The 13,081-nt window shown below is 39.9% G+C and carries 12 protein-coding genes and 1 pseudogene; 12 read left to right on the top strand and 1 reads right to left on the bottom strand.

Features of this window, described 5'->3' with window-relative positions:
• Nucleotides 1–23 precede the first annotated feature (23 nt).
• The 12 genes and pseudogenes from VIK44_RS00065 (at nt 24) to VIK44_RS00010 (ending at nt 12,652) form a co-directional block, all read left to right on the top strand.
• Nucleotides 24–1,157: an ABC transporter substrate-binding protein gene (locus tag VIK44_RS00065; RefSeq protein WP_331551775.1), complete on the top strand. Its 1,134-nt coding sequence runs from the start codon at nt 24–26 to the stop codon at nt 1,155–1,157.
• Nucleotides 1,158–1,159: 2 nt separating this feature from the next.
• Complete coding sequence (locus tag VIK44_RS00060; RefSeq protein WP_331551773.1) at nt 1,160–1,984, top strand: biotin/lipoyl-binding protein; 825 nt, start codon at nt 1,160–1,162, stop codon at nt 1,982–1,984.
• A gap of 17 nt (nt 1,985–2,001) precedes the next feature.
• Entirely contained in the window at nt 2,002–4,203 is a 2,202-nt protein-coding gene (locus tag VIK44_RS00055; RefSeq protein WP_331551772.1) for an NHLP family bacteriocin export ABC transporter peptidase/permease/ATPase subunit, read from the top strand.
• The gene (locus VIK44_RS00050; RefSeq protein WP_331551771.1) at nt 4,175–6,355 is read left to right on the top strand and encodes an NHLP bacteriocin export ABC transporter permease/ATPase subunit; all 2,181 of its coding nucleotides are present in this window, start codon (nt 4,175–4,177) and stop codon (nt 6,353–6,355) included. Before VIK44_RS00055 ends, VIK44_RS00050 begins: the two co-directional genes overlap by 29 nt.
• Before the next feature lie 60 nt (nt 6,356–6,415).
• Entirely contained in the window at nt 6,416–6,949 is a 534-nt protein-coding gene (locus VIK44_RS00045; RefSeq protein ID WP_331551770.1) for an NAD(P)H-dependent oxidoreductase, read from the top strand.
• Nucleotides 6,946–7,599, top strand: coding sequence for a hypothetical protein (locus VIK44_RS00040; RefSeq protein ID WP_331551769.1), 654 nt, complete (start codon nt 6,946–6,948; stop codon nt 7,597–7,599). The genes VIK44_RS00045 and VIK44_RS00040 overlap by 4 nt, the downstream gene beginning before the upstream one ends.
• A gap of 164 nt (nt 7,600–7,763) precedes the next feature.
• Nucleotides 7,764–8,594: a DegV family protein gene (locus VIK44_RS00035; protein WP_331551768.1), complete on the top strand. Its 831-nt coding sequence runs from the start codon at nt 7,764–7,766 to the stop codon at nt 8,592–8,594.
• 245 nt (nt 8,595–8,839) lie between these two features.
• On the top strand, nt 8,840–10,126 hold the full coding sequence (locus VIK44_RS00030; RefSeq protein ID WP_331551767.1) for a hemolysin family protein: 1,287 nt from the start codon (nt 8,840–8,842) through the stop codon (nt 10,124–10,126).
• Nucleotides 10,127–10,418: 292 nt separating this feature from the next.
• Nucleotides 10,419–11,105: pseudogene (locus VIK44_RS00025) on the top strand (GTP-binding protein).
• Between the two features lie 60 nt (nt 11,106–11,165).
• Entirely contained in the window at nt 11,166–11,417 is a 252-nt protein-coding gene (locus VIK44_RS00020; protein ID WP_331551766.1) for a hypothetical protein, read from the top strand.
• Nucleotides 11,356–11,589, top strand: a complete 234-nt coding sequence (locus VIK44_RS00015) for a hypothetical protein (RefSeq protein WP_331551765.1) — start codon at nt 11,356–11,358, stop codon at nt 11,587–11,589. The genes VIK44_RS00020 and VIK44_RS00015 overlap by 62 nt, the downstream gene beginning before the upstream one ends.
• 265 nt (nt 11,590–11,854) lie before the next feature.
• Complete coding sequence (locus VIK44_RS00010) at nt 11,855–12,652, top strand: TspO/MBR family protein (RefSeq protein ID WP_331551764.1); 798 nt, start codon at nt 11,855–11,857, stop codon at nt 12,650–12,652.
• A 129-nt stretch (nt 12,653–12,781) separates the two neighbouring features.
• Here the strand turns inward: VIK44_RS00010 and VIK44_RS00005 are convergent.
• On the bottom strand, nt 12,782–13,081 hold a 300-nt coding region (locus VIK44_RS00005; protein WP_331551763.1), incomplete at its 5' end, for a flavoprotein.

Genomic DNA, 13,081 nt, shown 5'->3' with positions numbered 1-13,081 from the left:
ATCTCAAATGTAAGGAGAGGGTTATGAAAAAAAACCTCATAATAGTGTCTATCCTGTTGATAAGTGTGTTGCTCTGTTTTGGTTGTGCCGCGAAAACAACCGAAACAAAAACCCTGTCGGTGGATGTTGTTTATCCATTTTCTGAAGACTTTGGTACTTCTTTCAAAAACGGCATTGAACTGGCAGCCAAGGAAATTAATGAACAGGGGGGCATACTGAAGCAGAACATAACAATCAATTATAATGATGACGGCAATAACACCAATACGGCGATTGAGGTTGCTACGATGATCGGGGAGAATAATAATTTTCCCATTGTGATTGGACATCGAAGCACCGATGATGTATTGAAGGTGGCTGGCATTTATAGCCAGCACGATAAGATTCTTTTCGCACCGATTATCGCCAGTTCAAAAGTGAACCTTGCGGGAAATGAGGCGGTTTATCTTTGTGCACCTTCGGAAAATTCAATGGCCCAGGAAATGGTTCAGAGCCTGGTAGCCCAAGGCATCAGTAAGGTAGCCATTGTTCATTCAGACGGCAATACCTATGGAAAAGACTATATGCAAAGTTTTGAAGAATATGCCAAGGAAGCAGGCATTGAAATAGTGGATGCGGTTTCTTATACACCAAACATTGATTATTTCAGATCTTATGTGAAAAAATGGGACAGTCTGGGAGCCCAGGCCATTGTTTCTGCCTGTGTGGGAAATGATATTGCCATCCTTTATGACTTTCTGGCACAAACAGGAAACACTCGGCCTATTTTTGCGAGCTATGACATTGAGATTGAGCCCTATACCATTCCCCAGAGCATAAAAAGCTTGACCCAGGTAACCAGTTATTTTAATAATACCGCCACAACCGGCCCTGAGGTTGCGTTTATTCAGGCCTATCAAAAAGCTTATGGACAGAACCCGGATTTGCCCGCGGCACAGGCCTACATGGCATTACATCTGGCTGCGGATGCTGCGAACAAGGCCCAGAATCTTGATGCTCAAGCAATAAAAAAAGCTCTCGCAGAGAACAGTTTTGAGACCCTTTATGGCAACTTGAATTTTAACAAACGGATCATAAACGGCATCGATGTATTCCAGAAAATCTATGTTAATAATCAGCTGGTGTCAAAGGATAATCCAACCGGGGGAGGACAATAGCAGTGAAAGAATCCATTTTTAAGAATAAAGATGATAAAAGCACAAAAAAAAATGAACATGCTGCTTTAATGACGGTCATTGGCCCAAGGAATTTGCTTATTTTATTGGGAATTGGGATTTTTTTAATCAGCATCATAATATTTTCCATCACCGTCCCAATCAATATTACAACGGTCATGGGTTCAACCGTATCCTATGGCGAAGGAACCGTCAATGTAGTAGCAGAAAATGAAGGAGCTTTAACAGAAATAAATGTATCGGAGGGGGATTATGTACAAAAGGGCGATTTGTTGGCAGTTGTGACTTCTCAGGGCATGGTATCCCAGTTATCAAATGCTGAAGGTTTGACGGAGATGGAAAAGAGCAATATCAAACGGCAAACTATGATTGTTGCCATGGATAGCGGTGTTATTAAAGGATTGAACTATCAGGAAGGTGAATATCTGCTTAAAGACAGCACATTTTGTCAAATTATAAAGAGAGAAAATGCAAACACCGCTGTGGTGATTTTGGCCGAATCTTCCTATGAAGCGGCACAAAATGTTAAACAGGGAGATAGTGTTTTTATCGCATTGGAATCAGCGCCTTCAGGCCAGTATGGATATCTGAGAGGAGTTGTTCGAAATGTAAAGGCAAATGGATTGTCTCAAGATGGTGGAACTCATCTTGAAATGCAGATTATTATTGATCCCAAGGTTGATGATCAGGGAAATTATGTCTGGACCAAAGAAAACAATGGTTTTAATGGAGAAATCAGCGAAGGAACATCCTGTACTGCAACTATTTTCACGGATAAGTTATATTTGATTAACTTAATTATCCCCTAGAAAGGCGGAAAGGACTCATGACGAAATCAGAAAACGATAAAAGTCGGGATGAGAAAGAAAAACTGCCTAAAGTCGTGAAGGTACCGGTTGTATTGCAAATGGAGGCTGTTGAATGCGGGGTAGCCTCACTTTCAATGATTTTGGCCTATTACGGCCGTTATGAAACTCTGGAAACCCTGCGTATTGACTGCGGCGTTTCCAGAGATGGTGTGAAAGCCGGAAATATCGCCAGAACAGCACGGCTTTATGGTTTAGAGTCCCAGGGATTTGTATGCACGGTGGAAAAATTAAAGGAAATGGAAATGCCTGTGATTATTCACTGGGATTTCAGCCACTTTGTTGTCTTGGAGGGATTTAAAAACGACAAGGTTTACTTAAGTGACCCTGCCTCAGGACAACGGGTCATTTCCCAGGAAGAACTGGAACAGAAGTTTACAGGGGTGGTTATTGAATCCCGGCCAGGAGCGGATTTTAAAAAAGCAGGGGAGAAACCAGTGGTATGGAAGGCCCTTTTTAAACGGCTTTCACAAACTGGTGTTTCTCCGCTTATCTATGCGTTGATCCTTGGGGTTTTGCTGGTTATTCCAGGCTTGGTGATTGCAAATTATGCAAAAATATTTGTTGATTATTACCTAAACAATACCGAAAAATTCGATATTTCAATTTTTATTTTAATTCTATTAAATACAATAATCCTACAGGCCATTCTCAACTGGCTAAAAGAAATTTCTCTGGTTAGAATGGAAAACTATATCGCCATCAATAGTGCCGGGGCTTATCTTCGTCATGTCCTCCGGTTACCGGTGGAATTTTTTAACCAGCGACAATCCGGGGATATTAACAACCGAATGCAAAGTATTAATACGGTTGCAACGGCCCTATCCAGCAATCTGGCTCGAATACTGGTTAATCTTGTAACGGCCAGTTTATATTTAATTCTTCTTTTTCAATACAATATTCAATTAACCTTAATCGGTATTGTCATTACCGCCATTAATATATTTTTACTTCAATATACAGCCAAAAAAAATGCGGATAACAACCGTGTCCTGCTGCAGTATCAGGGAAAATCAATTGGTTGGATTATGGTAAATTTGAAATCCATTGAAACCATTAAATCCATTGGGGAGGAAGATAATTTCTTCACCCGGATTGCAGGACTCAGTGCCGAAACGCTGGCGGTTGAACAGCGTATGGGATCTATGGAAGCCATTATATCAGTACTGCCCACCCTGCTTACCAGTGTTCTAACCGCATTAATCTTCATGATGGGCAGTGAATTTGTATTAATGGGAACCATGACCATTGGTACATTTGTGGCATTTAATGCTCTGATGGCCGGATTTACCCAGCCAATGAGTGAGCTGGTCAGCACCAGTGCGGCGCTCCAGGGGATGATCGCTGATATTCAACGGCTGGATGATGTTGAAAAATATCCGGAAGACATTGCCCTGGAATCGGAAACGATTTCCTTGGAAGGGTTTGACTGTGATCAGCTGGAAGGTGAAATTGAGATAAAAAATATGACCTTTGGTTATAACCGCTTATCGGAACCCATCATCAAAGATTTGAATTTAAAACTCAGAGCAGGGGGATCCATTGCTTTAGTGGGGTCATCCGGCAGCGGAAAATCTACCATTGCAAAAACCATCACAACCCTATATCAGCCCTGGAGCGGGGAAATACTCATTGATGGTATTAACATCAAAAACATTCCATCAGAGCTGCGCCTTAACACCATGAGTTCGGTGGATCAGGAAATTGTTATGTATTCGGCCACGGTACTGGATAACATTACCATGTGGGATGAAACCATTTCAGTGGAGGATGTGATACAGGCAACAAAAGATGCCTGTATCTATGACGATATTCTGGCCTTGCCAAACGCTTTTCAACACGTATTAAGCGAAGGCGGAAAAAACCTAAGCGGCGGACAACGCCAGCGGCTGGAGATTGCCCGGGCATTGTGTAAAAACCCGAAAATACTCGTCATGGATGAAGCCACCAGTGCCCTTGATACGGCAACCGAAGCAGAGGTCAGTGAAAATATTAAAAGCAGAGGAATCAGCACCATTCTGGTGGCCCATCGCTTGTCAACCATCCGGGATTGTGATGAAATTATTGTCTTAAGCAGCGGAGAAGTAGGGGAAAGAGGAACCCATGACGAGTTGCTGGCACTGGGCGGTGAGTATGCAAATCTCATTAGAACTGAGGGATAATAAAGTGGCAAAAAAAATAGACGATATGAGACAGATTAGGGAAAAATACGGAAAAAGTGCGAAAAAAGCATTTGATAAAGTATTGTCCCCAAAAAGTTCCCTGGCTACTCTGGAAGACAATCCAGTAATTTCCGCGGTTATAAAAGTCGCTGAAGCCATGGGAATTAATGTAAAAATCCCACCGCTCAGGAAACTGTATAGCGGAGAGGACCAGTTTAAGCTCATTGCCGATGAATCCGGTTTTCGCTTTCGTTTGGTGGAGTTAAACAATGACTGGTACAAAAGGGACAATGGCCCCATGCTTGGATTTACCATGGAAGGAGAGGCGGTCGCACTGATCCCTTCCTCGCCAACGTGTTACAAGTTAAAGACGTATGAAGGTGAGGAAAAAGAGGTTGATGGAAGTTTCGAGTTTTCAAAGGCCTATGTTTTTTATCCCCCATTGCCTAAGGAGCCGGTATCCTTCAGGGAAATGATTAAACTGGGACTGAAGCTGATTCAAAGAAGAGATTTGATCTGGATGATTGTTTTAGCTGTGGCGGGTTCCCTTTTATCCCTGTTGCCATCAATTGCCATGCAGCAGACCTTCAATGTCTGGATCCCCCAAAACCAGTCCATCACCATTTTGATTGTTGGTTGTATATTGGTGGCTGTTGCAATCAGCCGAGGATTATTTACCATGGTTCAAAGCATATGTATTTTGCGAATTCAGGGTAAATTATCCATTTTGCAGAATTCCCTGCTGGATAAACTGTTGTCCCTGCCTGCTTCTTTTTTCAAACAGTATTCATCAGGGGCTTTGGCACTTCGGGCAACCGGATTTGCAACCATTCAGAAAATAGTATCCGTTAATGTAATCAGCATGATCATTACTAGTTCTTTTTCCATTGTCAACGGATTTTATATTTTTTCCATTAATGCAACCATTGGCTTTATTGCAATGGGATTAACCGCTGTCAGTGTTTCGATCGCCCTGATTATTGGTAAATCGCAAATGAAATGTCAGAGGAAGTCCATAGAGATGAATAATAATATTTCAGGACTGGTTTTGGAACTCATTACCTCTGTTTCCCGGTTGCGGGTTGCCGGCGCTGAAAGTCGGGCCTATTTAAAATGGAGCAAAGAATATGCAGACCAGAGAAAATTGGAATATAAAAGAGGAAAGCTAACGGGTTTACTGCGGTTATCAACCATTGCTCTGCCGACTTTATCCATGTGTGTGATTTATTATTATGTGAGTATTAACAGCATCTCATCGGGTTCATTTGTAGCCATTAATTCGGCATTTGTGATTTTTATTTCCTCAATGTTAGGGCTTGTTCAAGCACTCATTTCCATTAACAGTGTGGTGCCCCAGTATGAGAATACTAAACCCATTATCGATGGTGTTCCGGAAGTGGACCGCTTTAAAACCACACCGGGGAAAATCCTGGGAGATATCGAAATAAACCATCTTGGCTTTTCCTATTACGAAGGCGGTGCCACCGTTCTTGACAACATTTCCATTACGATCAGGCATGGTGAGTATGTAGCCATTGTAGGCGCATCCGGCAGTGGAAAGTCAACCCTTGTGCGGTTGCTTCTCGGTTTTGAAAAACCCACCACCGGAAATATTTACTGCGGCGGATTTGATTTGGAAAGTGTGGATATCCGGGAAATCAGAAAACAAATGGGGGTTGTGCTTCAGGATAGTCAACTGATTCCCGGGGATATTCTGTCGAATATTGCGGGATCAAAGAAAGAGTTAACTGAAGAGGATGTATGGGAATTGCTTAATAAGGTGGGCATGGATGTGGAAATCAGAGAAATGCCCATGGGTCTTAAAACCATGGTGGCAGAAGGTGCAGGTACCCTTTCAGGGGGTCAACGGCAAAAACTTCTGATTGCCAGAGCCATCGCAGCTGATCCCGCCATTATCTTTTTTGACGAAGCCACGAGTGCCCTGGATAATCGCTCCCAGAAGACTGTATCGGAAAGTATGAAAAATATACCGGCAACCCGGCTTGTCATTGCCCATCGGCTCAGTACGATTATGGACTGCGATCGTATTCTGGTTCTTGAAAAGGGAAATATCGTGGAAGAAGGTTCCTATGAGGAGCTGATGAAAAACAAGTCCTATTTTTATAAATACGCAAGTAGACAGCTAATCTGATGCAAAGGCAGAAATTGAAGAAATACTCATAAAAAATAGTTTGTAGAAAAGAGGGCTGAAATGATAACCATTTTATCAGATGATACCAATCAAAATATCGGAAAAAGAGTGTATGAAGGATTATGTAAAAGAGATGCAGAGGCAGAATATATTTCCATTGATGAGGTCAATGTGGGACCATGCTTCAGTTGTGGAGGGTGCACGGATAAAACCTATGGAGAATGCATTCACCGAGATGATGGCGACTGGATTTTTGGAAGGTTGGTTCGGTCGAATATCATGGTATGGGTAACCCCTGTTACCTGGGGATCCTATTCATTTAAAACAAAAAGAGTACTTGATAAATGCGCGCTAGTTGGGGATCGGCATTATTACGTAAAAAACAAAGAACTGGTAAAAAAAATGGCGGACAATATTCAGGGGTTCTATGGGATTGGGATAAAAGATCATTGCAGTGAGGAAGAAAAACAGGCGTTTAAAAACCTGGTTGCAGAAAATATCAATATTATGAGTGTTGATGGAAATGCTTATGTGTTGGATAATGACGCCAGTGAAAAAATCATCATGAAAATTGTGGAGGAAATAAGCAGATGAAGAAAGCAGTAATCATTAACTTAAGCCCAAAAAAAAATGGAACAAGTGTGATGCTTGGCAATTTATGTCTGAGCTTTTTAAATGAAAGAGAGCATCAGGGAGAAATTATTCATTTATATCCTCATCTAAAAGATTTGAGTCAGATACTTAATGCCATCGATGGAGCAGATACAGTTATCATGGTTGGTCCCTGTTATATCGACACCTATCCAGCGGATACGGTTTATCTTTTGGATGAAATCATCAAACATAAAACAATTCTCCATGGTCAAAGTCTCTATGGCATCATTCAGGGGGGAATGCCCTATGTCCATACTCATGAATCCGGATTGAAAATGCTGGAACTGTTTTCCAAAGAGTGTAATATAAATTATAAAGGTGGCTTTGTCATCGGTTTAGGGGCAATGTTAAATGGACAGCCATTAGATAAATTGCCCAATGGGAAAAAAGTTAACCGGTTTTTTAACGAATTTTTGAATCATGTTGCAAATGGAGAAAATTCGATCGCAGCATTATATCATAATGCCCAATTAAAATTGCCGGGGATTGTTTATTGGGGTATGGCCAAGCAGATGAATAAGATGATTGATAAAGGATTAAAGGAAAAAGGGATTGATGTGACACAACCCAGTCCATATTTTAAAAATTAGAGTAGACAAATGAATGCCCACAATATGGCAAATCTTCGTCCTGTCCTCCTGTTCTTAGATGTATCTGTGCACTCTTGCAATAATAATATATCATCAATGAGAAGAGTGCGTTTTTATTTAAACGATGTAATAGAGATATTTATATGTAGAAGGGGAAGATTAATATGTTGCAATTAGTGTCGGATAGTTCTTGTGATTTGCCTGATGATTTGATCAGGAGGTATAACATTCATATTGTTCCTTTGGTAGTGGAGATTGATGGTGAATGTTATCGGGAGAAGGTGGATATCACGCCGAAAGAATTCTATAAAAAAATGGCTGTGAGCAGGGAGCTTCCCAAGACTTCACAGCCGACACCACTATCTTTTTCAGATGTTTTTACAAAGCTTTCCCAATTTGGTTCTGTCTTATGCATTACAATTTCATCGGGACTTAGCGGAACCTATGAGTCTGCCTGCCTGGGAAAGAAACTGTCTGGTGCAGAGAATGTCACGGTTTTTGACAGTCTCGGTGGTTCATGGGGACAAGGACTGCAGCTGATCAAGGCTGCGCAACTTGCTGAATCAGGTCATCCTTTGAAAGGAATTTTAACCGAACTGGAGAAGTGCAGGGATAAAAGCAATATTCTAATTCTTCTTAATACATTGGACAATATTGTCAAGGGTGGACGTTTGAGTAAATTTCAGGGCAACCTGGGAAAACTGCTTGATGTCAGAGTCCTTCTGCATAATGACAAAGATGGAAAGGTAGTTTTGCAAAAAAAAGCTCGGGGAAAGAAAAAGTTCATGCAGATGGTTTTAGATGAAATAAGCAGGCGTTGTCAAGATATGACTTTAGTAGATGTTGGCATTTCCCATTTTAATAATCTGGAGGATGCGGAGTTCATCAAAAAAGAGCTTATAGAAAAACACCATGCCAGTAATGTTTTCATCAGCGAGATGGGTGTTATTATGGCAACATATGCCGGGGAATGCGGAATGATTATTGCCTTCTAATCCTCGATGCCAAATAGTGAATATTATGGTGTTAAATGCTAGCTACAGACTGGGCCTTATTATACCCGAAAACGCCTTGAAAGTTAGTAATAAAGCAGGTCTTGGATTATTCAGCACACATTAAATATAACGAGAGTTCTTGATTTTTTATGCAATTAGTCAGTGATTTATGATATAATCCGAAAATATGTTTAAGCAGTGTTATGCAATTAAGCAATAAAAATGAGGAGAAGAACTAAAATTTGATGGTTAATTTAATATATATTCTTATTGTTTTATTACTTGTGGCTTTTAATGCATTTTTTGTAGCTACGGAATTTTCGATGGTAAAAGTCAGAAAATCCAAAATGGAATTATTAGTTAACGAGGGAAATAAAAGTGCTAAGCGCACATTATCGGTGATTAATAACTTAAATGCCTATTTATCAGCATGTCAGCTTGGGATCACCCTGGCATCTCTTGGCTTGGGATGGGTGGGAGAACCGGCAATCGCAAGAATGCTTGAACCGGTGTTTGAGTACTTCAATTTACCGGCAAGCATGGTCTATTCGATTTCATTTATTCTGGGATTTTCGATTATCACAACGATTCATATTGTGCTCGGGGAGCTGGTGCCTAAATCACTTGCTATTATCAAAGCCGAAAAGATAGCCATGAAGACAGCCCTTCCACTCATCATGTTTTATAAAATAACGAATCCGATTATGTGGTTGTTCAATCACAGCACCAATCTGATTTTAAAAGTATTTGGTATTTCACAAGTTGATGAACATGATGCTGGATATACGGATGAAGAAATCAAGCTGCTGGTTGAGGAAAGCTATCAGTACGGATTAGTCGATCAAACTGAATTAGCTCTCGTTGATAATATTTTCGATTTTTCTGAAACAACAGTAAAAGATATTATGGTACCTCGTACTGATATGATTTGTATTTATATGGAAAATACCTTTGATGAGATCATAGAGACCACTTTTGAAAAACATCTTACCCGATACCCTATATGCAAGAAAAACAAAGACAATATCATTGGTTTCGTTCATACCAGGGATTTATATCAGCAGAAAATCCAGGGTGATAATCAAAATATTGAAGATATTATTCGCGAAGCTTATTTTGTTCAGGAATCCTTGTCAATCAGTGAATTATTGAAGGTGTTTAAAAGAGAAAAATTCCAGATGGCCATTATAGTTGATGAATACGGCGGAACAGCGGGATTGGTAACCCTTGAAGATATTCTGGAAGAAATCGTTGGTGAAATTCAGGATGAATTTGATGATGAAACCGATGAAATTGCTGAAGATGAAAATGGCAACTATATTGTAAATGGGAAAGTTCTGATTGAAGATGTCATTGAACTGATCAATGAAGATATTGAAACGGAGAACATTGATACCATTGGTGGGTGGCTGTATTCACAGATAGAGGGATATCCTAAAATAAATGATAAATTTATTTTTGAGAATTATGAATTTATCGTATTAAACTGTGACAAAAAGAGAATAAAAAAAATACTGATTAAGAGAATTTAGAAACAATAGTTATAACCAGTTAAGTGTAAGAATTGCCGGATCAGGATGCGCTTCCCTTCACATCATGAACAATTTAATGAGACCATAAAAAACAATTATCCCTTTGAATTCGTTTAGACACGAAACTAAAGGATAATTGTTTTTTGATGCAGTTTTTCAATTAAGAATGAGAAAAAGGTTTTAAAAAAACTGGAAGCAATGGATCGGGAAATGCAAAGCATCCGAAATGCGCTTCGAAATGGAGAACCCATTCATTTGAATGAGCAGTGAAATTTGAAAGGTGGTTGAACAAATGAGATTGATAACTGTTGCCGGGCCGCCGTCATCCGGAAAGACCAGTGTGATCGGAAAAACCTTCGAAGCACTTGGAAAACATTCGATTGAACTGGCAGTGATTAAGTTTGACTGCCTATCGACGGCGGATGAAGGGTATTATGAAAAAAAAGGGATCAAAACAAAATTGGGTTTATCCGGAAGTTTGTGTCCGGATCATTATTTCGTGAATAATATTGACACCTGTTTTCATTGGGGGTTAGAGGAAAAGGTGGACATCCTTGTCACAGAAAGTGCGGGCCTGTGCAATCGCTGTTCACCCCATATTAAGGAAATACTATCGGTTTGTGTCATCGATAACCTCAGCGGCTGTCATACTCCTAAAAAAATCGGACCCATGCTGAAGTTCGCCGATATTGTGGTGATCACAAAGGGGGATATCGTATCCTAGGCTGAACGGGAGGTATTTGCATACAATGTTAAAGGTGTGAATCCCAAGGCGAAGATTCTCCACATTAATGGGATTACCGGACAGGGTGCAGCTGAACTGGAAAAACTTTTCTTAGGGGCCAATGATTATGACTCCCTGGATGAAAAGAAATTGCGATTTACCATGCCTGCTGCTTTATGTTCTTATTGTTTAGGCGAAACCATGATTGGCAGGGATTACCACATGGGTAATGTCAAAAACATAAAGCTTGAGTAAATATGAGGGTTCATTAATAATAGCTGTTGTTAAAAAAATAGAAACGAAAGGCGAATGAATATGCAGACAAAAGCAACTGAATTCGATCAGATTTCCAGAAATGTTTTTTATCCCATCTATCCGGTGATTGCACAGCAAATATTGGAAGCGGGAAATGGAATAAGCGAGGGCGACTGCCTGGATGTGGGAAGCGGTCCGGGATATGTTGGTTTATCCATTGCTGAACAGACAAAGATGAAGGTTTGCTTATATGATATGGACCGGGCCGGAACTCGGGCAATTCTGGTCAGATGCTTCATTTGCGTCCTGTAATCCGGCGGTGAACAATCGGGATTATCAGGATAAACCCGTTCGTTTTCTTGGCTGGGATTTTGTTTATGACAAGGATATATTGGAATTCAAAGAAGCTCTGGAAGAAGAAGTTTTAGATATCGTCAGAGGATATCCGGTCGATAAAAAGGATCAGGTTAAACTGATCTGCTAATGCGTCAGAGCTTCAGATTGTTCTTTTCCAATCGTCAACTTATACATGATATTTATTTTTCCAGGAAGTTTTTCACTCTAAGTAATATCTTTATTCCCTGGTTTTAATGGAATCGCCTTGATATTTTGTTAATATTTTGTTTATAGAAGTTATTACAGCAAAAGAAAGGGTATAAAATTAAATAGTGTTCTACGAAACTACTTGAAACTTCACATCAAATTAAGGGATATCATTATTAAAAAAATATACTAGCGAGGTGAAAGATATGAAACGATTAACAAAATCATGGATTAATTTAATTCTTTTAGTCATTACTTTAATCATTAATGGGTTGGGGGCTTTCGGCTTAATCAATGGCCTGTCACAAAAAGCAGTTTCAGATATGTATCTAACTTTGATTACACCAGCGCCATTTACTTTCAGCATTTGGAGTGTCATTTACACACTGTTGATCATTTCGATGGTGGTTATGATTGTCAAAAATAAGGATTCTTATTATGGCAATGCAATTGACAGGATTAGTGTCTTCTTCTGGATCTCTTGCGGGCTAAACATAATATGGATTATTTGCTTTTCTTATACCCAAATCGGTTTGTCTACCATTTTTATCTTTTCTTTTGTCATCACGTTGACTTTAATTGTCAAGCAAATTGGAGAAATTCAGACCAAACAACACTGGTTGCTGCCGGCTGCTTTTGGGATGTATGCAGGATGGCTTCTTATAGCAACTGTTGTTAATATAGCTGCATGGCTCGTGAAGGTTGAATGGGGAGGATTTGGGATATCTGCTGAAATTTGGAGCGCTATTGTGCTGGTAGTTGCAGTCGGACTGACAGTGATTGTTGTATTAAAAACCCAAAATGCCATATTTCCCATTCCCATTGCCTGGGGATATTATGGGATCTATCAGTTTATAATGGCACCGGCAGGATTTCAAGGACAATATAGTTTATTACCAATGGTTGCTTTACTAGGAATCGTTTTTTTAATAGGGCTATCAGGGATTCAGTTTTATCGCAATCACTATCGATTGATGCCGGATACTTCAGTGAATGAAAGTTAATAGTAAGCATTGAGTCATGGGGGCGTTTCGCGACCAGTGAAAAAGTCGATAAAGAAAAAATAATGGTTTCATTCCTTTGTCAAAATTCTCTTGAGACAGGTGATCCATCCGCTTGTTATAATCGTCTTTTTACTTTGCAATGCATACTTTCTTTACCATTTTAATTATCACATCTATACCGGGAAAAAGGCTTGGATACTTGCTCTCTGCATCTGGATTTTCAACAAAAATAAATCCGTCCTCTTTTAACTGGACAAGATTTCTTTGAACGCTCGGTTTGCTGTACATTGTAGGGTTTATATGTGTAGCAATCATGATCGGAGATTTTGCTGACAGGATATTCGTTGAAAGCAGATTATCAGCAATGCCATTTGCAGCTTTTCCTAAAGTGTTTGCAGATGCAGGAGCAATCAACATTAAATCGGATTT

Origin of the sequence: Acetobacterium sp. (assembly GCF_036508315.1) — a bacterium.
Taxonomy (GTDB): domain Bacteria; phylum Bacillota; class Clostridia; order Eubacteriales; family Eubacteriaceae; genus Acetobacterium.
Note: the sequence above shows the minus strand (reverse complement) of the source record. Positions and strands in the feature narration are given on the sequence as shown.